General features: G+C 68.8%; 23 protein-coding genes. 9 read left to right on the top strand and 14 right to left on the bottom strand.

The annotated features are described in order from the left end of the window. Positions 1–64 precede the first annotated feature (64 nt). The 4 genes from ACZ6ZP_RS42995 to ACZ6ZP_RS42980 all read left to right on the top strand — a co-directional run bounded on the left by ACZ6ZP_RS42995 (position 65) and on the right by ACZ6ZP_RS42980 (position 3372). Positions 65–322, top strand: coding sequence for a hypothetical protein (locus ACZ6ZP_RS42995; protein WP_366463120.1), 258 nt, complete (start codon positions 65–67; stop codon positions 320–322). A gap of 179 nt (positions 323–501) precedes the next feature. Beyond that, positions 502–960 carry an SRPBCC family protein gene (locus tag ACZ6ZP_RS42990; protein ID WP_351168232.1) on the top strand — a complete coding sequence of 153 codons (459 nt, stop codon included), beginning with the start codon at positions 502–504 and terminating at the stop codon, positions 958–960. A 95-nt stretch (positions 961–1055) separates the two neighbouring features. Further along, complete coding sequence (locus tag ACZ6ZP_RS42985; RefSeq protein ID WP_383822168.1) at positions 1056–2306, top strand: acyltransferase family protein; 1251 nt, start codon at positions 1056–1058, stop codon at positions 2304–2306. A 205-nt stretch (positions 2307–2511) separates the two neighbouring features. Next, the gene (locus ACZ6ZP_RS42980) at positions 2512–3372 is read left to right on the top strand and encodes a SigB/SigF/SigG family RNA polymerase sigma factor (RefSeq protein ID WP_366463122.1); all 861 of its coding nucleotides are present in this window, start codon (positions 2512–2514) and stop codon (positions 3370–3372) included. A gap of 73 nt (positions 3373–3445) precedes the next feature. Here ACZ6ZP_RS42980 and ACZ6ZP_RS42975 read toward each other — a convergent pair whose 3' ends face one another. The 9 genes from ACZ6ZP_RS42975 to ACZ6ZP_RS42935 all read right to left on the bottom strand — a co-directional run bounded on the left by ACZ6ZP_RS42975 (position 3446) and on the right by ACZ6ZP_RS42935 (position 12058). Next, the gene (locus ACZ6ZP_RS42975; protein ID WP_351168235.1) at positions 3446–3799 is read right to left on the bottom strand and encodes an STAS domain-containing protein; all 354 of its coding nucleotides are present in this window, start codon (positions 3797–3799) and stop codon (positions 3446–3448) included. Continuing rightward, positions 3796–5073, bottom strand: coding sequence for a SpoIIE family protein phosphatase (locus ACZ6ZP_RS42970; protein ID WP_366464937.1), 1278 nt, complete (start codon positions 5071–5073; stop codon positions 3796–3798). The genes ACZ6ZP_RS42975 and ACZ6ZP_RS42970 overlap by 4 nt, the downstream gene beginning before the upstream one ends. Next, on the bottom strand, positions 5073–5876 hold the full coding sequence (locus tag ACZ6ZP_RS42965; protein WP_366464936.1) for an alpha/beta fold hydrolase: 804 nt from the start codon (positions 5874–5876) through the stop codon (positions 5073–5075). Before ACZ6ZP_RS42965 ends, ACZ6ZP_RS42970 begins: the two co-directional genes overlap by 1 nt. Before the next feature lie 342 nt (positions 5877–6218). Further along, entirely contained in the window at positions 6219–6422 is a 204-nt protein-coding gene (locus tag ACZ6ZP_RS42960; protein ID WP_361473889.1) for a cold-shock protein, read from the bottom strand. A gap of 935 nt (positions 6423–7357) precedes the next feature. After that, on the bottom strand, positions 7358–7885 hold the full coding sequence (locus ACZ6ZP_RS42955; protein WP_366464935.1) for a hypothetical protein: 528 nt from the start codon (positions 7883–7885) through the stop codon (positions 7358–7360). Between the two features lie 125 nt (positions 7886–8010). Continuing rightward, the gene (locus ACZ6ZP_RS42950; RefSeq protein ID WP_366464934.1) at positions 8011–8493 is read right to left on the bottom strand and encodes a hypothetical protein; all 483 of its coding nucleotides are present in this window, start codon (positions 8491–8493) and stop codon (positions 8011–8013) included. A 38-nt stretch (positions 8494–8531) separates the two neighbouring features. Beyond that, positions 8532–9941: a C4-dicarboxylate transporter DctA gene (gene dctA, locus ACZ6ZP_RS42945; protein ID WP_366464933.1), complete on the bottom strand. Its 1410-nt coding sequence runs from the start codon at positions 9939–9941 to the stop codon at positions 8532–8534. A gap of 104 nt (positions 9942–10045) precedes the next feature. Then, positions 10046–11101: a tartrate dehydrogenase gene (locus ACZ6ZP_RS42940; RefSeq protein WP_366464932.1), complete on the bottom strand. Its 1056-nt coding sequence runs from the start codon at positions 11099–11101 to the stop codon at positions 10046–10048. 69 nt (positions 11102–11170) lie between these two features. Then, entirely contained in the window at positions 11171–12058 is an 888-nt protein-coding gene (locus ACZ6ZP_RS42935; RefSeq protein WP_469410564.1) for a LysR family transcriptional regulator, read from the bottom strand. Between the two features lie 309 nt (positions 12059–12367). Here ACZ6ZP_RS42935 and ACZ6ZP_RS42930 point away from each other — a divergent pair, with 309 nt between their 5' ends. Then, on the top strand, positions 12368–13123 hold the full coding sequence (locus ACZ6ZP_RS42930; RefSeq protein WP_469410563.1) for a DUF1838 family protein: 756 nt from the start codon (positions 12368–12370) through the stop codon (positions 13121–13123). Between the two features lie 29 nt (positions 13124–13152). On the opposite strand, the gene ACZ6ZP_RS42925 is transcribed toward ACZ6ZP_RS42930, so the two are convergent. The 3 genes from ACZ6ZP_RS42925 to ACZ6ZP_RS42915 all read right to left on the bottom strand — a co-directional run bounded on the left by ACZ6ZP_RS42925 (position 13153) and on the right by ACZ6ZP_RS42915 (position 15596). After that, entirely contained in the window at positions 13153–13956 is an 804-nt protein-coding gene (locus tag ACZ6ZP_RS42925; protein WP_469410562.1) for a siderophore-interacting protein, read from the bottom strand. A gap of 14 nt (positions 13957–13970) precedes the next feature. Continuing rightward, a complete protein-coding gene (locus tag ACZ6ZP_RS42920; RefSeq protein WP_469410561.1) occupies positions 13971–14885 on the bottom strand; it encodes a PDR/VanB family oxidoreductase in 915 nt (304 codons plus the stop codon). Between the two features lie 81 nt (positions 14886–14966). Continuing rightward, positions 14967–15596 carry an MSMEG_1061 family FMN-dependent PPOX-type flavoprotein gene (locus ACZ6ZP_RS42915; protein ID WP_399978565.1) on the bottom strand — a complete coding sequence of 210 codons (630 nt, stop codon included), beginning with the start codon at positions 15594–15596 and terminating at the stop codon, positions 14967–14969. Positions 15597–15750: 154 nt separating this feature from the next. Between ACZ6ZP_RS42915 and ACZ6ZP_RS42910 the strand changes: the two genes are divergently transcribed. Further along, positions 15751–16392 (top strand): TetR/AcrR family transcriptional regulator, encoded by a 642-nt coding sequence (locus tag ACZ6ZP_RS42910; RefSeq protein WP_361473862.1) that lies wholly within the window; start codon positions 15751–15753, stop codon positions 16390–16392. A gap of 60 nt (positions 16393–16452) precedes the next feature. Here the strand turns inward: ACZ6ZP_RS42910 and ACZ6ZP_RS42905 are convergent, their stop codons facing one another. After that, positions 16453–17136, bottom strand: coding sequence for an HAD family hydrolase (locus ACZ6ZP_RS42905; RefSeq protein WP_469410560.1), 684 nt, complete (start codon positions 17134–17136; stop codon positions 16453–16455). A gap of 147 nt (positions 17137–17283) precedes the next feature. Here ACZ6ZP_RS42905 and ACZ6ZP_RS42900 point away from each other — a divergent pair, with 147 nt between their 5' ends. After that, the gene (locus tag ACZ6ZP_RS42900; protein WP_469410559.1) at positions 17284–19620 is read left to right on the top strand and encodes a tetratricopeptide repeat protein; all 2337 of its coding nucleotides are present in this window, start codon (positions 17284–17286) and stop codon (positions 19618–19620) included. 60 nt (positions 19621–19680) lie between these two features. On the opposite strand, the gene ACZ6ZP_RS42895 is transcribed toward ACZ6ZP_RS42900, so the two are convergent. Further along, on the bottom strand, positions 19681–20436 hold the full coding sequence (locus ACZ6ZP_RS42895; RefSeq protein WP_351168266.1) for a helix-turn-helix domain-containing protein: 756 nt from the start codon (positions 20434–20436) through the stop codon (positions 19681–19683). A 248-nt stretch (positions 20437–20684) separates the two neighbouring features. Between ACZ6ZP_RS42895 and ACZ6ZP_RS42890 the strand changes: the two genes are divergently transcribed. Next, on the top strand, positions 20685–21353 hold the full coding sequence (locus tag ACZ6ZP_RS42890; protein ID WP_361473853.1) for a DUF4097 family beta strand repeat-containing protein: 669 nt from the start codon (positions 20685–20687) through the stop codon (positions 21351–21353). Positions 21354–21396: 43 nt separating this feature from the next. Next, on the top strand, positions 21397–21712 hold a 316-nt coding region (locus ACZ6ZP_RS42885; protein ID WP_469410558.1), incomplete at its 3' end, for an ATP-binding cassette domain-containing protein.

Raw genomic sequence — 21712 nt, 5'->3', positions numbered from 1 at the left:
GCACGTGCAGTCCCACTGCCTCCGGCCGGCAGTGACCTCGCGAACGGAGGTTCGTTGACAGCCCATGAAGAAGATCACCGCGGTTGCCGGACTCGTTCTCGGCAGCATCGCCCTGGCCGCTCCCGCCCACGCCGACAACGACAGCAACTTCGGCAGCGGCGTGAACGCCGCGAACAACTGGAACTTCACCGCAGCAGCCGTATGCCTGCAAGAGGTCGCTGTTCAGCCCGTGCTCGGCGACTACATGGCCGACCACACCAACAACTGCTCCAACGGAAACGTCATCGACCACGCGGAGAAGGCCTTGCCGCCCCTCCGCTAACCGGCCGTCCGCCAGCCCCGCGCCGATCAGGTGCGGGGCTTTCACATGTCGGGAGACACTCCTTATGGACCCCTCGGTCTACCAGCCACCGCCGGGGCCCAGCCGGAACGCGCCCATCAGCCCCGGCCGCTTGAGAGCCGGGACACGTGGTCGTCGGGCGCTCGTGCGAGCATTCCCGCATGCAGCGTTTCGAGACCGTCACACACATCGCCGCAGCTCCGGCGGCCGTCTTCGACCTGTCGTTGGACGTGGATCTGCACACCGCGTCCATGGCCGACTCCGGGGAACGGATCATCGGCGGCGTTCGGGCCGGACGTATGGCGCTCGGTGACACCGTGACCTGGGAGGCCCGGCACTTCGGCATGCGGTGGCGGATGACCTCACGCATCAGTGCCTACGAGCGGCCCGGAAGTTTCGTGGACGAGCAGGTGGCCGGGCCGTTCAAGCGGTGGCACCACACGCACTGCTTCGCGCCGGACGGGCGCGGGGGCACGGTGATGCGTGACGTGGTCGAATTCGCGGCGCCCTTCGGCCTGCTGGGCGCGGGCGTGGAGGCGGTGGCACTCGGCCGGTACATGCGCAAGCTCATCGAGGCGCGCAATGCGCACGTGACAGCGTGCGCCGAGGCAGCCGTCTGAGCCCCGACCCCGCCTGTCGGCACCCGTCAGATGAGTGAAATCTTCCGACAAAATGAGGAGCTCCTCGCGCGTACGTGCTGTCTCGGCTGCCGTACATGGTGCTGTCGTCCCTGATCTGTTCTCCGTCGCGAGGCCGTCGCGGCGTTGGTGACGAGAGCCGGGGCCACCTCATGCGCAGCCGCAATCGGCAGTACCTCGTGTCCGTTGACCATCTGCGTGCCTACGCGGCCTTGCTGGTGCTCTTCTGCCACGGTACGCACATGATCTCTCCGCACCTCAGGGAGATCGCGAACGGCGCCCCGAACAGCTGGCTGTACACGGAGAACCCGCTGGGCACGCTGGTGGTGGAAGGCCATACCGGAGTGGCCCTGTTCATGGTGCTGTCCGGATTCATCTTCACCATCGGCACCCTGGGCAAGGACATTCACTACGGCCGGTTCCTGGGCAACCGGGTACTGCGGATCTTCCCCCTGTACATCGCGCTGATCATTCTGGGGGTCGGGGCGTACAAGCAGCGTGCGGACCTGCCGGCCGTGCTGCAGTCCCTGATCGGGCTCGGAAATCTGCCCGGGTCTCTCAACCTGGGGGCCGTGTCGAGCATGTGGTGGGCCATCGCGGTCGAGTTGCAGTTCTATCTGCTGTTCCCGCTGTTCAGCAGGCTCCTCACCAAGAGCGGCCCGCTGGCTCTCTGCAAGCTCCTGGCCGCCGTCGCCGTCATCCGTACGCTGGTGTGGGCTTCGGCCGCCGGCGGCATCAACGTCAACTCGATGCTCTACTACAGCCTCGCCGGCAGGATCGACCAGTTCCTGATGGGAATGATGGCCGCCTGGTTCTTCGTGCACCATCGCAAGCGGTTCCAGGGGCTGCTGAAGGTCGGCCTCGCGACGGCCCTGGTGACAGGCGCGGTCTGGGCGTTCAACCAGACCCACTCCTTCCACGAAGGGCGCGCCAGCCGTCTGCTCTGGGTCGACGTCGAAGGAGCCCTCTGGGCCCTGGTGGTGCTGACCTATGTGGCCACCGTCTCCTCAACGGGGCGCGTGTCGCGCGGGATCGCCAAGGTCGGCGAGATGAGCTTCTCCGTCTATCTGCTCCACTACATGGTCGTCACCATGTTCGTCTCCCACCGCTGGGGCATCGAGCCGACCGGACGCCCGGTGGTGGATGCCTTCATCACCACGGTGGTGGCCGTGCTGCCCATCACCTTGATCACAGCTGTGGTCACCTTCCACGGCATCGAACGTCCCTTCCTCCAATGGCGTCGCACCTACCTCTCCGCCGCCCAGCCCCCGGCCACCGCCGCCGCCCCCTCTCCCGCTCCCAAGGTCGAACTCGTCTCGCCCAGGTAGCCGTGCGCCCGAGCACCCTCCCATCTGTCCAGCGTGGCCGCTGGAGAAACCTTGAGTACACCGATATCCAATAGCTACTTTGGCCGTGATAGGTTTCCGCATGCTCGGCGACGAGGTAATTAATCAGCGAGGCGTAGTCATCGATCGTGGGGCAGTCGCCGGGTGTGAAGGAGCGCCAGCCAGCTGAAGACAAGGAGCGATAAGCATGAGTGCCGTGGCGACCAAGGGTCGGACGCGAGTGCAGGCGGCGGAGGACGAGCTCGCGGAGCTTGCGTACGTAGATCCGTCGTCGGTGACACCGATGGACGCGCGGGCCGTCTCTCAGCGCTTCTTCGACCGCTTGGGAGAGCTCGAGGAAGGCACACACGAGTATCAGTACGTGCGCAACTGCCTGATAGAGATGAACCTCTCTCTCGTTCAGTACGCCGCCTCGCGGTTCAAGCACCGCGGTCCGCAGGAGATGGAGGACATCGTCCAGGTCGGCACCATAGGGCTGATCAAGGCGATCGACCGGTTCGAACTGACCCGCGGGGTGGAGTTCGCCTCCTTGGCCGTCCCGTACATCACGGGCGAGATCAAGCGGTTCTTCCGTGACACCAGCTGGGCCGTGCACGTGCCGCGCCGGCTGCAGGAAGCACGTATCGAACTGTCCAAGGCCACCGAGGAGTTGAGCACCCGGCTGGGGCGCTCCCCCTCGACCGCGGAACTCGCCGAGCTGATGCAGCTGGAGCCGGCCGAGGTCACCGAAGCCCAGCAGGCGTCCAACGGCTACAACTCCGTTTCCATCGATGCCGCCGTGACCGGCAAGGGCGATGAGTCCGAGACCGTTCTGGCCGACTTCATCAGCGTCGACGAGGACCGCTTCGAGCTGGTCGACAACTTCCATTCGCTGGCCCCGCTGATCGCTGAACTCGGCGAACGCGACCGGCAGCTCATCCATCTGCGCTTCGTCGAGGAGCTGACGCAGACCCAGATCGGCGAAGCGCTGGGCTGCTCGCAGATGCAGGTCTCCCGGCTCATCACCAAGGTCGTCGCCAAGCTCCGTGCGGGTCTGATCACCGACTGACGCCGATCTGGTCCAGGCGGCGGCCCGGCAACCGGTGCGTTGCCGGGCCGCGGCGCGACCGAGCCCGGTGTGATCAGGACGCTGTGGTGCCGGGAGTGGTGGCTGTTTCCGTGTCGGGGTGGAGGGTGAAGACCCGGTCCAGACCGGCGATGCGCAAGATCCGGACGGTGTTGGCGGGCACCGCCGCCAGGGCCATGTCGGCGCCTTGTTCCCTGGCCAGGTTGCGTGCCGCCAGGAGGACGGTGATGCCGCTGGAGTCGCAGAATTCCAGGCCGGCCAGGTCCAGGACCAGCAAGTGCCCGGTGTCCAGGGTGAGGCGGTCCACCTCCCGGCGGAGCGCGGGTGCCGTCCGGTGGTCGAGGTCACCGGTGATCGCCAGTACGGGACCGGTGGCCGCGGGTCGGGCAGTGATCGTCAGCGGGCTCATGTCGGGTCGTCACTCGCGGAGGCGGTAGAGGGGGCGGGCACGCCGAGGGCGAGCAGCGCGGTGTCGTCGTCGAGTCCGTCACCGAACCCGGCGAGCAGGCCGGTCAGGGCGCCGATCAGGGCCTGGGGTCCCGTGGCGGGCTGTTCGGCGGCGAAGGCACGCAGGGCGTCGTCGCCGTAGAGCTCACGCTCGGGGCCGGTGCGCGCTTCGGTCAGGCCGTCGGTGTAGAGCAGCAGGGTGTCGCCGGCGAACAGCTGGGTGCGGGCGGGCGCGAACTGCGGCTGGGGCAGGACACCGATGAGCATGCCGCCGGGGGTGGGCAGGTAGTGGGCGGTGCCGTCGGCGCGCTGGACCAGCGCGGAGGGGTGGCCGCCGGAGGCCAGGTGTATGTCGGCGTGGTCGCTGCCCGGGCTCAGGACGCCGAAGATGGCGGTGCAGTAGCGGGTGTCGCCGCTGGTGTACCGCTCGTGCAGCACGGTGTTCAAGGTGGTCAGTACGGTGACGGGGTCGGCGTCGTGCAAGGCCGCCGCCCGCAGCGTGTAGCGGGTCAGCGAGGTGACCGCGGCGGCCTGAGGGCCCTTGCCGCACACGTCACCGAGGAAGAACGCCCACCGTCCGGCGCCGAGGGGGAACAGGTCGTAGAAGTCTCCGCCGAGAAGGTCCGGGGAGGCGGTGTGGTAGTGGGAGGCGGCTTCCAGGCCCGGAACCGTGGGGAGTTCGGCGGGCAGCAGGCTTCGCTGCAGCACGGCGAGGGCTTCCTGGAGCCGTTCGCGGTCGGCCTCGGCCTGCCGCCGCGCTTCTTCGGCCGCCCGGCGTCCGCGCAGCAGCTCGGTTTCGTAGGCGCGGCGATCGCTGGCGTCGAAGACGGTGGTGCGCACGAGCATCGGTTCGCCCTGCTCGCTGGTCTTCACCTTCGAGGTGACGAGCACCGGCATCCGCTGCCCGCTGGTGGCCTTGATGTCCAGGGCGATGCCGCTGACCTCACCGTTCATCTGCAACAGCGGGGCGTAGTGCGTCTCGTGATAGAGCTTGCCGCCCACGGTGAGCAGATCGGTGAACCGCATCAATCCCACCACCTGGCCCCGGGACAGGCCCAGCCACTTCAGCAGAGTGGTGTTTATCTTCGCGATCGTGCCGTCCATCAGCGTCGACAGGTAGCCGCACGGAGCCTGCTCGTACAGCTCCTCCACGCTGTCCTCCAGCAAGGCGGTGAAGGCCACTCCCGTGGCGTTCACGTCGCGCTCCCCGTCCGGGTACTGATCGGTGCGGCACATCAACGGGCCACTCCCAGGAAGTCGGTGACCGCCTCAGCAGTAGCCTGCGGTGCGCTCAACTGCGGGCAGTGCCCCGTCGCCTCCAGCGTGACCAGACGGCTGCCGGGGATCGCGTCGTGGACGTAGGCGCCGACCTCGCGGGGAGCGATCACGTCCTGCGTGCATTCCAGCACCAGCGTCGGCACGGCGACCGTCTTGAGGTCGGCGCGGCTGTCGGACAAGAACGTCGTACGGGCGAACACCCGGGCCATGTCCGGGTCGGTCGCGCAGAACGAATTGGTCAGCTCCTGGCCGAGTTCCGGCCGGTCCCCGTTTCCCATGATCACCGGAGCCATCGTCGCCGACCAGCCCATATAATTCGACTCCAGCGACTCCAGCAACTCGCCGATGTCGTCCGCGCTGAACCCGCCCCGGTAACCGTCCTCGTCGATGTAGCAGGGCGAGGGCGTCACCATCACCAGCCGGGCAAACCGCTGGGGCGCCCTGGCCGCCGCGAGGACCCCGACCATGGCACTGACCGAGTGCCCCACGAAGGTCACGTCCCGCAGGTCCAACCCCTCGCAGACCTCCAGCACATCGAGGGCGTAACCCTCCAAGGAGCTGTAGCGCTGCTCGCTCCAGGCCGCGGGGTCCGCGCGGCCGGAACCGACGTAGTCGAAGAGCACCACCCGGAAGTCCTCGGCCAGCAGGGGGACCACCAGGCGCCACATGTTCTGGTCACAGCCGAACCCGTGCGCCAGCAGGAGCACCGGCCCGTCCGCCCGGCCCGTGACGGTGACGTTGTTCCTGCGCCGGATATCCATGACCGCTTTTTGCCCGTTGCTCGGGGCGGGCGATCCTGAACGGTCACGGGAAGAGTGATCGTTCGTAGGTGCTTGGCTCATTCAGAACCTTCCTCGATACGGCACGTTTCGTTTTCTGGAATTCCCGCCGCGTACGAGAGCGGTGCGGGGGCCACAAGAACGAGCCGAAGCGAAAGAAAATCTGGCCTGCACTTAATTCGGTAGGGGCGCAGGCAACGAAAGGTGGCGATACGAGTGCGGAATACGGGACTCAGACGGACGGAGCCGCACGAGAGCCCCTCATCCACGGAAAAGAAACTGCGGGTGTTGCTGGTCCTGTGGCAACCGAGGTTGGCGACACTGTCAGGCGGGAACGATGTTCTCGGCCGTCGGGCCCTTCTGGCTCTGGGCGATGTCGAAGGTAACCTTCTGCCCCTCGAGCAGCTCACGGAAGCCGTCGGCGGCGATGTTCGAGAAGTGGGCGAACACGTCGACCCCACTCTCATCCTGCTCGATAAACCCGAAACCCTTTGCCGCGTTGAACCATTTCACGGTGCCAGATGCCATGCCATATCTCCTTTGGGGCAGTACGCCGGTATTCGCTAGCACGGATACCGGGTCGCCGCGATGATGCCCCTTCCGGAAGCAACCGGAAATAGAAAAACGCTCCCGACGGCTGACAACACCGTCGAAGGCGCTTTAAATTCGGGTACCAAGACTGCAACTGTCATGGAGACTAGCACGCCCTAGTGACCGGCGTGTCTTGCGTAATTCAATTCCGCCCGTTACGGCAAAAACACTCCCGGCCCGGTGCGCCAAACCCTCACCCCGCGGCCGCAGTTATTGATCCATCAAGAGCAGAGCGTTTCGGAAAGGCCCCCTGCGCACCGCATAGAGGGGCCCTGGCGCCAATGGCACCAGGGCCCCGAAGGAACTGCTACACCATCCGTCGGCCCTGATACTGCGCCGACTTCCTGTTTCCGCCGACCCGACCGACGTGCTGCCGGGGGTGCGGGGATCGCGGTTGCTCGACCGGAGACCACCTCACTATCGATGTCCTGCGGTACCCGGACTCAAGACATCCGCCCGGGCGATCCTGATGGCGCTCGGCCCCTCCGTTCATCCCTCAGTGCTGAAACCATTTGCTTGGTACTGCCTACTACCGGTGATGCGTACTGCTGGTGATGCGTACTGCTGGTGATGCGTACTGCTTCACGGCGGCCCCTGATCACTGCGGGCCACCCGGTCCGGCCGTCAGTCCCGTCGCCGTCCTGCAACCGCTCTGGCTTCGAAACTCCACTGCCGTACCGCCCTGCGCACTGCAACTTCGGGTACTGCTGCCCGGCAGTTCGTCTCTGCCGGGCCTTGCTGTCTCTCTGGGCTACGAGAGAAACCATAACCACACGGCCACCCAATGTCTACTCCCGCCAACATAGTTTTCTGCGTGTTCGAGGGAGAGGTAATCGTCATCGAACAGCAGTTCAGCAGAGCCCGCTGCTGGCTCACCGGCCGCTGACGGCTGCGTGGGCCGCCTCGATGAACTCGTCCAGGCGGTCCCGGAAGCGCTGCTGTGCTTCGTCGAAGCGCTCCAGCGCCTGTGGGTCTTCCTGGGCAACACGCCACAGGGCCGAATTGGCCTCCGATGCTGCTTCCAGCACGCCGCGCGCAGCCTGGGCAACTGCCTCGGGACCCTCCAGCACGATGACGCGTACGCAGCGCATGAGCGGATCGAAGACGTCGCGCAGTTGCGTGCGCAGTTCCTCGATACGCGTCAGCCTGGCGGCCTGGTCGGCGAGTTGGACATACGCGTCGCCGACTCTCCAGTACAACTCGCCGGTGACGTGAGCCTGCTCCATCAGGTCCAGATAGGCGTTGCGCCGGCTGCTGCGCACACGGTCCCGGTACTGGACCTGAACCGACGACTCCGCCTGCACCTTCGCCGCCCGCGCGTTCCCGATCGTGGTCACCCAACTCGCCATGACCGCCGTGCCGCCGGTGAAGACCGCAACCCATACCGCGCTGTCGACCACGACGCCCAGTTTCGACGAGCAGGTTCAGTCTGTCGAGGCCGCCTCAAGGCTGCCGGCCGCTTCCAACTGCTCTTCAGGAGCGCCCTGTTGGCGTGGCCGAGCGGCTCAGGGCCGGAAGGCCCGCGTCACTGCTCACCGAGGGCTGTCTGCCGGGCGAGGAACTCCTCGAACGCCGCCTTCTGCTTCGGGTCCATGAAGCCTTGGCGGACATGGCGGGCCTTCTCCTCGAGCCAGTGCGCCTCGCCGGGGTCCAGTAGCTCGGCGACCACCACGCCGTCGCGAGCAACCGCCGTGCGCCCTCCCACGCGACGGCGAAAGAGCGTGAAGGCGCCGAATTCCGCTGGGTGGGCCAGTTCCGGCTCCTGAGCCGCCGTTCCTTCCCCTTCCTCGACTTCCTCAGCGCCCCGGGCCGGGCAGGCGGTTGGGGCCCAGTGCTCCCAGAGCGCCAGCGTGGCCGCGGGCACCAGCACCGCGCGGTCCCCCTCTGTACGCCCCTCCCACAGGAACGTGACCGTGACGGGCTCGCCGACCGCCTCGGCCAACCCGAGCACCCGCTCCACCTCGTCGTTGATCGGGTAGCTCACCACTGCGTCGATCTGTATGCCCATGGCGCCCGAGGCTACTGGCCGCCACCGACATGCCCGGGTCACGGCTTGGTGAGCGCGGGAGTCGCCTCGGTGCGCTGCGGCTGCTCCGTCTCCGGTGCGGGATCGGGCTCGGGGCCCGGCCCGGGGTTCCGTTCGGGCTCGGGGATTCCGGTGCGCAGGACACGGTTGACGCGTGCGGTGTCCAGGACGCGTTCCCAGCGGGCGACGACCAGGGTGGCGACGCTGTTGCCGGCGAGGTTGGTCAGGGCGCGGCATTCGGACATGAACTTGTCGATGCCGAAGACGAGCATGATGCCGGCGGCCGGGACGGTTCCGACGGTGGACAAGGTGGCGGCCAGGGCGATGAATCCGGCGCCGGTGATGCCACCGGAGCCCTTGGAGGTCAGGATCATGACGGCGAGCAGCCCGAGTTGCTGACCGATGGTGAGAGGGGTGTCGGTGGCCTGGGCGATGTAGATGGCGGCCAGGGAGAGGTAGATGGAGCTGCCATCGAGGTTGAAGGAGTATCCGGTCGGTACGGTCAGGCCGACGATGTCGCGGCGGACGCCGAGTCCTTCGAGCTTGGTCATGACGCGGGGCAGGACGCTCTCGGAGGACGAGGTGCCCAGGACGATGAGGAATTCCTCGCGCAGGTAGCGCAGCAGCCGAAAGATATTGATCTTCAGCAGGGCGAGGATGCCGCCGAGGACGACCACGACGAAGAACAGCGATGTTCCGTAGAAGAGGCCGATGAGCCGGCCGAGGCTGGTGAGGGTCGAGATGCCGTACTTGCCGATGGTGTAGGCCATGGCGCCGAACGCGCCGACGGGGGCCGCGAGCATGATGTAGTGCAGGATCTTGAAGACGACCGTGCTCAGCCGGTTGATGCCGTCGACCAGCGGCGCTCCCACGGGCCCCACGGCTTTGAGGGCGATGCCGAACAGGACGGCGAAGAAGATGACTTGGAGGATGTTGCCCTCGGCGAACGCCCCCACGGCGCTGGAGGGCACGATGTCGGTGAGGAAGTGCCACCAGCTCTGGTTCTCGCCGTCTTTGACGTACTGAGCGGCCTCGCCGGACAGTTGGAGGTCGCCGGGGTGGGCGTGGACCCCGGCGCCGGGCCGGAACAGGTTGACGGCGATCAGGCCGAGAGCGAGCGCGGCCAGGGTCCCGCCCTGGAAGTAGACCAGGGATTTCAGGCCGACCCGGCCGACGCGGCGCAGGCTGTCGACACCGCCGATGCCCGCGACGATCGTCAGGAAGACGATCGGCGTGATCAGCATTTTGATCGCGGAGACGAAGGTGGTGCCGACCGGTTCCAGGGCGACGCCCACGAAGGGCCACAGCCAGCCGGTCAGGATGCCCGCCACGATCGCGGTCAGCACCCAGAAGTACAGCTGCCGGTACCAGGGCTTGGCCGGTGCTGAGGGCGGGGACGTGCTGGGGGTGGTGGATGCGGTTGCTGCCATGGCGTTTCTCCTCGTCGAGGAACGTGGATGCAGCCGGGACGCGGTGCGGCCTGCCGGGGCGGGGTCGTCCGCGCGGCCCCGGGCCGTGCGCGGGTCGTGTCAGGTCAGAGGAGTTCGAGGAGCTTCTCGGTGAACTCGGTGGTGGTGGCGCTGCCGCCGAGGTCGGGGGTGCGTACGTCGGTCTTGGCGAGCACCGCCGCGATCGCGTCGGTGATGTCCTGGGCCGCTGCGACGTGGCCGAGGTGGTCGAGCATCATGGCGGCCGACCAGATCGCGCCCAGCGGGTTGGCGATGCCGCGGCCCGCGATGTCCGGGGCGGAGCCGTGGACCGGCTCGAACATCGAGGGGTGCTCGCGCTCCGGGTTGAGGTTGGCGGCGGGCGCGATCCCGATGGAGCCGGCCACGGCGGCGGCCAGGTCGCTGAGGATGTCGCCGAAGAGGTTGGAGGCGACCACCACGTCGAAGCGGGCCGGTTCGAGGACGAACTTGGCGGCCAGCGCGTCGATGTGCTCCTGGTCCCAGGTCACCCGCGGGTGGTCGGCGCCGCGCTCGGCGACCAGCTCGTCCCAGAACGGCAGGGTGTGCACGATGCCGTTGGACTTGGTGGCGGAGGTGAGTCTCCCGCCGCGCCGCGCGGCCAGGTCGAAGGCGTAGTCGAGGACGCGGGTGACTCCGGCGCGGGTGAACACGGCCTCCTGGACGGCCATTTCCTCCGGGAAGCCCCGGTTGAGCCGGCCACCGATCTCGCTGTACTCGCCCTCGACGTTCTCGCGTACGACGACGAAGTCGACCTCGCCCGGTGCGGCGGCGCGCAGCGGGCTGTCGACGCCCTCGAAGACGCGGATGGGGCGGAGGTTGACGTACTGGCGAAAGCCCCGCCGGATCGGGATCAGCAGCCCCCACAAGGAGACGTGGTCGGGCACGCCCGGGTAGCCGACCGCGCCGAGCAGGATGGCGTCCTTGTCTCGCAGTTGGTCGAGGCCGTCCTCGGGCATCATCGCGCCCTGCCGGAGGTAGCGTTCGCACGACCAGTCGTAGGAGGTGTAGGAGAAGTCGAGGCCGTGTCGGGCGCCCACGGCGCCGAGAACCTGCTGGGCGGGCGGCAGGACCTCGGCCCCTATGCCGTCGCCGGGGATGAGTGCGATGTGGTGGTGGGTCATGGCCTGATTGCAGCAATCAGGCCTCTGCGCCGTCCAAGACGCTCTGCCGATCTGCCTTATAGGGCATGCCTATGCGTGCTCGGCCGGGGCGAGTGCGCAGGTCAAGAAGGCCTGCGCGGCGGGCGATTGCTCGGCACGGCGGCTGACCAGGGCGATCTGTAGCGTCGTCTTCGGCTCGATGTCCAGCACGAGGGCGCCGGCCCGCTCGGCCATCGTGCGCCAGGAGTCGGTCACCACCGCGAGCCCGACTCGCGCGAGCACCAGCGGCAGGATCGCCACCCGGTGCTCGGTCTCCGCCGCGATCGCGAAGGCGATGCCCCGCTCGCGCAGTCCGTCGACATACGCGCGCATCCCCGTACCTCGCTGCCCGACGATCAGCCGCTGCCCGGCCAGCTCCTCGCAGGCCACCGCTCGGCCCGCCGGGAACGGCCCGTCGGGCGGGGTGACCAGCACGAAACGCTGCTCCCCCACGGCGTGCGCCGTCACCTCCTTCTCGGCCACCGGACCAGAGGTCGCAAGCAGTCCCAGCTCGGCGGCGCCCGTACGCACCATGTCGATCACATCGCGCGAGGTGAAGGCCGCCCGGATGTTCACCGACACCCCCGGATACCGGCCGCTGAATCCGCGGACCATGGTGGTCAGCGGCTCCACCGCCTGCGAGGGCATGGCCGCGATGTCCAGGCGTCCCTCGCGCAGTTCGTGCACGGCGGCAACGCTGGCGCGGGCCGTCTCCAGACTGCGCACGGCCGCCCGCGCGGGCTCGATCAGCGCCGTACCCGCCTCGGTGAGCACCGCCCGACGGCCGATCCGGTGGAACAGACTGCTGCCCAGATCCCGCTCCAGCGCCTGGACGGCCTGGGACAGCGAAGGCTGCGAGAGGTACAGGGCCGATGCCGCCCGGTTGAAACCCCCGTGATCCACGATCGCGAGGAAGTACTCCAGCTGCCGGATATCCATGACCACCATCCTCGCTGCCCGCGCAGCGCATGGCGTGGTACGCCGGTGGGGTCTTCGGGGCGTCTTCCTGGTGCGCGGCACCCTTCCCCTGCACAAAACTGGCTTTCGATATAGGTTTTCCTACTCAATGCAGCGAGCCCTGATGCCACCGCTCGCGCCGTTCCGGCTGTCCGCTGGCGGAGCCTCAGCGGGCAGCCCCACCGAAGGACGACCAGTGAGCCATCTTCCTTCCCTGTCCACCGCCCCAGGCCGCCCTGAACGGCACTACGCGCTCGGTGGCCGTCGTGACTTCGGGGCGGGGGAAAGCACATGACGACGCCCGCGGAGCTGCTCCGTTCCTTCGCCCGCACCCGGGCCTCGCTCGACGGCGAGGAGGTCACGTACTGGTGGTCCGGAGACGTGTACTCCTGGGCCCCCGACGAGCCCTACCAGCGCGTCTTCGGCTTCGAAGGGCTCAACGTCGCCCGCCTCGTCCAGGACCCCGGCAACGGCCCGGACGCCTACCAACTGCTCACCCGCGAGGCCGCCTTCTACCTGGACCCCGTCACGCGCGAGATCCTGGACACCTGGCAGGACCTGCCGCTGGTGCACATATGGAACGACCCGGCGAACCAGAAATGGCGCCCCTTCCCGATCCCGACGACCGATCTCGGCGAACAGGTCTGCTTCAGCCTGGAGATCCCCCTCGCCTATCCCTCGCCGATGCCGGTGGCGCAGTACCCCGTGCACTCGGCCGGCGACACGTACAAGGCCCTGGAGCTCTTCCAGTTCTTCGCCGACCGCGCCGATCTGGCGGGACCCGCACCCAGCGTTCCGGCCACCATGTCGTGGACCCGGATGTCGCAGTGGCTCCCGTGGATGGCCCGCGGCCAGCGGCCCGGCGGGCTCACCTACCACTGCCGGGGTCGCAAGCTCGGCGCGTACGCCGAGGTCCCCGAGCGCACCCGTGCCTACATCGCCGACCACCACCCGCAGTTCGCCCGCGCCCCGGAGAAGTGGAGCGAGCCGAACGAGACCAGCTGGACCTATTTCCGCAAGCTCCACCCGCCGCAGCAGCCGGACTGAACACCCGTCGAGGAGCGGGCCGAGGCGCCTCAGCCGGGGCTGGAGCGGCCGTGCCGCCAGTAGCCGAAGAAGGCGATGTCCGGCTTCGGCACGCCCCGGTCGCGTACGAGGTGCCGGCGCACCCCGGTGGCCAGGCCGGACTCCCCCGCGACCCAGGTGTAGGAGCGGCCCTGGGGCAGAGCCGCTCCCTGGACCGCGTCGAGTGCGAGCCTGCCGGGGAGATCGGCGGAGCCGTCCCGGGCCAGCCAGTGCACACGGACGCCCTCGGGGGCGACGAGGTCCTTGCGGACGTCCGCCGTCTCGGGCACCTCCAGGAAGACCTCCGCGACCAGGGAGGCGGGCGCGTCCTCAAGGATGGCAAGGACCGCGGGCACGGCGCTCTCGTCCGCGACGAGCACCTGTCCTTCCGCGTCGGCCGGCGGGAGGTAGGTGCGGCCCATGTCGAAGATGCCCGCCGGGTCGCCGGGGCGGGCGCCGAGCACCCAGGCGCACGCGGGGGTGTCACCGTGCAGGGCGAACTCGATGTCCAGCTCGCCCCGTTCGGGCCGCACCCGGCGGATGGTGTAGTTGCGCACCCGGGGCCTGCGGGACTTCGGAAGGAGCAGCACCTGGGCCATCCACGCCTCACTGGAGAGGGTGGGCATCGTGAGGCCGCTCTGGCCCGCGCGGGGGAAGAACAGCCGCACGGCCTGGTCGAAGCCGGTCGGCAGCAGATGCTCCAGTTCGGGGCCGCCGAGCGTAACGGTGGTGAAATTGGGGGTCGTCCGGGTCGTCCGGCGCACTTCCAGCGTGATCATGCGCCGGGACGTGGGCGACTGCACCTTGGGCAGCATGTTCGCGGTGCCTTTCAGAGATCGAGGATGATCCGGGAGGACAGCGCCCGGGACACGCAGGCATACAACCGGCCCTCTGGGGCGCCGATGTCGTCCCGGTGCTCGGGGGTGCCGCCCAGGACGGCGACTTCGCAGCTGCCGCAGACCCCTTCGCGGCACCCGGAGGGCAGGGGGTGCCCGGCGTGGGCCAGGGCGTCAAGGAGCGACGCGTCGGCGGGCACGGTGACGGTGTCCCCGGAGCGGGCGCAGAGCGCCTGGAACTCCGTGTCGGGACCGAAGGCCTTGGCCACCGGCTGGAACCGCTCGGCACGCAACTGCTGGGAGGAGAAGGCCTCTTCGGCCGCCGCCAGCAGGGTCGCGGGACCGCAGCAGTAGACCAGGGTGTCGGCCTCCAGCGTGGCGGCGAGGGCGTCGAGGTCCGGTCTGCCCTGCCGTTTGGTCTCCACGATCCGTACCCGGTCCCCGTCCCCGTGGGCGCGGCGCAGCTCGTCGGCGAAGGGCATGCTCTCCACCGACGGCCCCAGGTAGAGCAGGGTCGCGGGGAGTTCGGCGGCCACCGCCGCGTGCAGCATCGGCAGCAGGGGTGTGATCCCGATCCCGCCGGCGAGGAACAGGTACCGCGGTGCGGGGACGAGCGGGAAGTGGTTGCGCGGCAGGGAGACGTCCAGGGCGCGGCCCGGGCGCAGGAACCGGTGCACGTACTCCGAGCCGCCCCGGCTGAGCGGGTCGTAGCGGACGGCGACGCGGTAGGCGTCCCGGTCTGCGGGGTCCCCGCACAACGAGTACTGCCGGGTCAGCCAGTTGGGCAGGGACAGGTCGATGTGGGCGCCGGGGTCCCAGGCGGCCAGCTCCCCGGCGGTGGCGCGCAGGGTCAGGGCGACGACGTCGTCGGCGGCCCGGTCGATGCGGTCGACGACGGTCTGTTGCATCGGTGATCGAAGTGTCGGCCGCATCGGCGATTCCTGTGTCAGCTGCATCGGTGTTCCCCTCTGTCGGCCGGTGCGGCCGGGTCAGTAGAGCTTGCGGTAGCCGTCCTCGAGGGTCCGTTCGAGCAGCCCCACGTCCACGTCGGCACCGAACTGCGCGGCCGCGATCTCGCCCATCGACGGCATCCCCTCGGCGAGCGCCCGGCTGTCGGGATCCCACAGCCGCGAGCGGATCAGCGCCCGCCCGCAGTGGAAGTACGCCTCGGCCACCTCGACGACGATCGCCAGCTCCGGCTCCTTGGCCTCGGTGCGCATCCGGACCAGCACATCGGGCTCGTCGGTGACGTAGCCGCTGCCGTTGACCCGCAGGACCTCGCGCATGCCGGGGATCAGGAAGCACAGTCCGATGCCGTCGTTCTCGGCGAGGTTGCGGAAGGAGTCGGCGATCTTGTTGCCGGGGCGGTCGGGCAGGGCCAGGGTGTGCTCGTCGAGGACCTTCACGAAGCCCGGGTAGTCGCCGCGGGGCGAGCAGTCGGCGCGTCCGGCCGCGTCCGCCGTCGCCATCGTCAGGAACGGCGAGTGGGCGATGAAGTGACGGAAGTAGTCGTCGATACGGTCCTTCAGCTTCGCCCTGACCATGTGCTCGGGCGGCCCGAGCCGGGCAAGGACCTCCTCCGGGGAGACCCGTCGAGGGCGCGTGAGGGCATGCGTCATGGCATTTTCCTTAGGCAGGCTTCGGTTTCCTCAAGCAGGGATCGGCGCACGACCACGGGCGCTCGGCCCCGCATCGCCGCAGTTCATGGCACTATTGTGAGCAATTACTCGCGTCGTGCGCTACTCGCTTTCACGGCCCGCCGCAGGAGGTGCCATGACGTCCGACCGCCGCGGACTTCAGCCACGTAAACAGCCCCGTCAGGTCCGGGCAGAGCTGACCCGCCAGCGCATCCTCGATGCCGCTGCTCGCGTTTTCGCCGAGTACGGCTACGCGGCGGGCACCACCAACCGGATCGCCGAGCGGGCCGGGGTGTCGATCGGATCGCTGTACCAGTACTACCCGAACAAGGACGCGATCCTGGTCGAGCTGCTGACCCGGCACCTCGACGCCGGAATGGCCGCCGCCCCACTGGACCAGGACGATCTGCTCCCGGAGTCCATCGAGGGCATCATGCGCTTCTACGTGCGCGGCGCGATCGAGAACCACCGCGACGACCCGCAGTTGCTGCGCGTGATGATGGAACAGGGCCCCCGCGCACCGGAGTTGCTGGAGCGGATCGCCCAGGACGAGCTGAGGTGGATCGCCTACACCCGCAAGCTGCTCGGGAAGCATCCGGAGGTGCGGGTCACGGACGTCGACGTCGCCGCCCGGCTCGTCGTGTCCACGGTGGAGATGGTGGTGCACCGGGTGATGGCAGGGCCGGGCCAGGTCGAGGTCGCCCGGTTCGAGGAGGAACTCGTCACCATGCTCACCCGCTATCTGACGGGGTGTCCGGCTGCGGCACCTGGCGGCTGAGCGCGCCCCCAGCCACGCGGCCGGTGGTTCTGCCGCACGGCGGGGCGAGTTGACGCACCGTCAAGTAGGGGTGTCCGTACGCCGTGACCGGCGATCCTGTCCGGACGCGAAGGCGAGGATGTCGCTGGCCGCTTCGCGCAGGCTGCCGAAGTGGCGATGCACGCCGTCCACCGCCACGGGGCTGTTGACGCCCCACACCGTCATCCCGGCACGCAGCCCGGACTCCACTCCGGAGGGGGCGTCCTCGATGACCAGGCAGTTCTCCGGTGCGGCACCGAGCCGTGCCGCCGCCTGCAGATACGGCGCCGGCGACGGCTTGCCCTCCTCCACCGCGGCCGCGTCCACGACAACGTCCGGGACGGTCAGGCCGGTCCGTACGAAGCGGCCACGCACCCGGTGTTCGTAGTTCGACGTCACCAGCGCCCAGGACCCGGGCCGCAGGGCGCTCAGCAGCTCCGAGGCACCGTCGAAGGCCGCATAGACGCCGGATCGGACGTCCTCGTCCTCCAGCTCGTGCAGCGCGGCCAGACACTCCCGGGGGTCCCGGTGCGGCGCGACCTGCGCGAAGGTCTCCATCGGCCTCGTCCGCAGCGCCACCCGGTAGACCTCACCGGAGTCCAGACCGTGGCGCTCAGCCCACGTTCGCCACACCAGGCGCTGATTGTCCACGGCATCGATCAACGTGCCATCGACATCGAACAGCACACACCGCGTCGCACCGCACCGGCCAGGTTCACTGATCACGCTTCGATCATGCCACCAGCCCCTGGCCCGGCCCCTGCCCGCGCTGCCTGGATTCTTCGGACCGATCCCTCTTGGCCCTGCGGTGTCGCCAGCCCGAACCGGGGGCATGCATAGTCGCGCAACGGCACGCTGGGCGAGGAGCAAGGCATGCGGCGGCGGTCTCAGGCCCGCACGGGCGCGGGCGTCTCCGGTCTGCTGGCTGCCCTGACGGTGCTCATGGGCCCGGTGACGAACTACGCCAGCAGCTCCGTGCCCGCGTGGGCCGACGAGGCCTGGGTGATCTGGCCGGCCTTCGCCGGGTTGGCCGTGCTCAGCATCGGCTTGACGTGGTTCGGCCAGCGGCTGGGAGGCGCGGAGCCCCCGCCCACCGCGCCGCCTTCCTCGCCTCCCCTTGCCGTGACGCGTCCCGTGTCCCTGCGGCCCCCGCATGTCGAGACGGAGCGGATGCACGGCCGGCAGAGGGACCTGGACCGTCTCACCTCCATGCTCCGCAAGCCCAACGGACGCTTCGCCGTGCTCTGCGCAGGAGGCGGCATCGGGAAGACGACGGTGGCCGCGATGCTGTGTGCCCACGCGGCGGACATGGGGTACGAGCGCTTCTGGATACGGTGGCAGGGCCTGGAGCACTTGCAGGCACAGCTGACGCAGGTCGCCGAGGCCTGTGGGCTTCCCAACTCGCTCCTGGAACGGGCCCGGGCAGGCCATGACAGTGTGCCGGACGTCTTCTGGCTGCACATGGCCCGCACCCGCAAGTGGCTGCTCGTCATCGACAACATCGACGATCCCGGCCCGATCGTTCCGGACACCGAACAACTCAGTGACTACCGCGGTTGGATCCGGCCCTACGGCGGCGGCCTCCTCCTCGTCACGAGCCGTGACACGAGCCAGGACCTCTGGGGATCGGCAGCCGAACTGATGAGACTTCGCCCGTTGACCACACCGGCAGGAGGACAGGTACTTCTCGACCTGGCTCCCCAGGCAGGCACGTTGGCCGAGGCCAAGGAGCTCGCCGCCCGTTTGGGAGGGCTCCCCCTCGCGCTGCGGGCAGCAGGCCGCTACCTGACCGAGCAGACCAGCCGCTACCGCACGTTCACCGAGTACCAGCAGGCGCTGGACCAGGATCTGGCTCCCTTGCTCGGCCCGGAGCACCCTGATGCGACCGACCCGGAGACAGCCCGTGTCCTGGTCCGCTACACCTGGGAGATCTCCCTCGACCAGCTCGCCGCGGACCGCAGACCGCTCGCCCGGCCCGTCCTGCGGCTGCTGTCGCTGTTCGCGGACGCACCCATTCCGCGGCCCCTGATCGTCGGGGACTTCGTCCAGGCGGCCGTCGGCGAGACCGTCACCGAAGGAGCCCTCGACGAGGCCCTGGCCGGCCTCCGCCGCTACGACCTCCTGCAGACCACGGAGATTCCCCTCGCCGACGATGTCGCCGCCTCATGCCTCGTCCTGCATCCGCTGGTGCGCGAAGTCAACGCCTACATCCTGTCCGTGACGACGCCGGACGTCGCCGAGTGGCGCATGCAGGTCGCCAGGCATCTGATGTCGCAGGCCCGGGAACTGTCGGAAGCCTCGCAGTCCTCATGGGACCGCGCCCGGCTCATCGCACCTCACCTTGCGCTCGTCGCCGAGCTCGGCACAGACGGCTCCATTCCACTGCCCGAAGCCCGGGACGCACTGGAGAATCTCGCCGCGCTCCTCAGCGACGCAGGCGCTCATCCGCTTCAACTCGCTCTGCGGCGCAGCGCGCACGCCATGGCACGACAGGTGCTGGGAGCCGACCACCCGGACACCTTGGAGTGCCTCGGCAAGCACGCTCGCGCGCTACGCGCCATGGGGGACTACAGCGCGGCCGTCGACCAGCACAGGGAGGTCCTTGCCGCACGTACCCGCGTGCTGGGCCCCAGTCACCTCGACACGATCTCCAGCCGTCATCACCTCGCACGGGCCCTGCGGTACCTGGGTCGTCACGCCGAGAGCGCCGACCTGGCCAGGGACACCTCCCGTGCCCTGAACAGCAGACTCGGCCCGGACCATCCCGAGACCTTGGCCAGCCGTGATGTGCTGGCCCTGGCCCTGGACAGCCTGGGAAGCCCCGGAGAAGCGGCCGAGATCCACACCGAGGTGGCGGAGATCCGCACACGGGTGCTGGGGCCCGCTCATCCTCGTACGATCTCCAGCCTCAACCACCTGGCCGACTCGCTGAATCGCCTCGGCGCTCACCCCCAGGCCGCTCGTCTCGCGCGCGAGACGGTGCGGACGGCACACCAGGCCCTCGGCCCTGACCACCCCCGAACCTTGAACGGCCGCCATGCGCTCGCCACGGCCCTGTACGGGCTTGGTGAGTTCGGAGAAGCGGTTCGAATTCACCAGGACGTACTCCAGGCAAGGACACGCATCCTGGACGCCGAACATCCCGAAGCCGTCGAAAGCCGCGATGCGCTCGAACGCTCACTGGCCGCGCTGCGCGGTACGGGTCGTTGAAGTCGCCGTTCCCCTAGGGCAGTTCGCATGGCCGGCCGTTTCGGCGGGCGCCGCGGCTGTCTAGTCGCGATCCGGGCCTGGCTCGGCCGTGCCGCCTGCGGTCGGTTCGCCTGTCGTGTGCAGGATCTCGCGGGCCTGCTCGGCGGCGCGGGCGATGCCTTCGGAGACGAAGTCGAGAAAACGGGCGACGTTCTCGAGGCGGCCGGCGGCCGGAGTGTCGGGGCCGAGGACACCGACGCCCTGCCGTGCGATCTTGACGATGTCGGCGGTGGAGCGGGCACTGGCCATCATCGACTGGTACCAGATGTCGTCGTCGACGACGTAGCGATCACGGCGGCGCTCGTCGCGTTCCCGGCGCACGAAGCCCTGGCTCTCGAGGAACGCGATCGCCTTGGAGATGGACGGCGGGCTCACCTGGAGGCGCTGGACGAGTTCGGACGCGGTGAGGCTGCCGGAGTCGGTCAGGGTGAGGCAGGACATCACCCGCGCCATCATCTTCGGCATGCCCGACGCTATGAGGACGGTGGTGAACACCTCCTCGTACTCGCGCACCGCCTCGGCGTCACGCCCATGGGCCTGCGGGAGCGCCTCCGAGTTTCGGGGCGCGGCCTGCTTGCGCCGGTGGGCGCGGCGTTCGGTGGCCCGGTGGGCCAAGTCGGCGCGGTAGGCGGTGGGACCGCCGTTGCGCATCACCTCACGCGTGACCGTCGAAGTGGGGCGGTCGAGACTTCGGGCGATCTCCGCGTAGGCGAGGCCGTCGGCCACGCCCAGCGCGATCTGCTGGCGTTCCTGCTGGGTGAGCCTGCCTCCCGGCATCGCGGTCTCCTTGATGGTTCTTCGTTGTTCCCTATGCCGCGAGCATAGCGTTCACTCGCAATCCATTGCAATGATCGCGCGTCAAATGTTGCATTAGATTCCAGCCCATCGCAACGATTTACGTGCTCTGACCTGCTGTAATGCTGTTCATGCGCAACGACTCTGTTGTCTGAACCGTGAAGGCAACGTAGCTTTTCCGTTGTCGGAAACACCGAGCCGACATCGGCAAGACAACAGAGGAGAACACGATGCAGAAGTTCGACACCCCCGCCCCGGTCGCCACCGTCCTGGACATCCCCGCGGGGCTCATCCGGCTCATCGCCGCCGACCGCAGCGACACCACCGTCGAGGTTCTGCCCGCCGACGCCGCCAAGGGCCGCGACGTCAAGGCCGCCGAGCAGACCACCGTCGCGTACGCCGACGGCGTCCTGACCATCACCGGCGCACCGGCCAACAACCAGCTCCTGGGCGCCTCCGGCAACGTCGAGGTGACCGTCCAGCTGCCCGCCGGCTCCCAGGTCCAGGCCACGGCCGCCGCCGCCGAACTCCGCGGCGTGGGACGCCTCGGCGAGGTCGCCTTCGACGGCGCCCAGGGCACCGTCAAGCTCGACGAGGCCGCCGGCGCCCGCCTGACCCTCCAGTCCGGCGACATCACCGTCGGCCGCCTCAACGGCCCCGCACGGCTCAGCACCCAGAAGGGCGACCTGACCATCACCGAGGCCACCCGCGGCGAGGTCACCCTGCGCACCGAACACGGCGCGATCACCGTCGACGCCGCCCGCGGCGTCTCCGCCGCCCTGGACGCCGGCACCCCCTACGGCCGCATCCACAACACCCTCAAGAACACCGACGGCAACCCCGACCTCACCATCCACGCCACCACCTCCTACGGCAACATCACCGCCCGCAGCCTCTAACTCCCCAACGTCCTTGAACCGCAGCCCCTGAGGAGCACCCACCATGACGAACCTGGCCATCGCGGCGAACGGGCTGCGCAAGTCCTACGGGGACAAGGTCGTGCTCGACGGCATCGACCTGGCTGTCCCCGCGGGAACGGTTTTCGCCCTGCTCGGCCCGAACGGCGCCGGCAAGACCACCGCCGTCAAGATCCTCTCCACCCTGCTCTCCCCCGGCCCCGTCTCCGGCGAGATCCAGGTCGGCGGCCACGACCTCAGCACCGTCCCGCAGGCGGTCCGCGCCGCGATCGGCGTGACCGGGCAGTTCTCCGCCGTCGACGGCCTGATCACCGGCGAGGAGAACATGCTCCTCATGGCCG

The organism is Streptomyces sp. NPDC054047 (genome assembly GCF_055585065.1).
Note: the sequence above shows the minus strand (reverse complement) of the source record. Positions and strands in the feature narration are given on the sequence as shown.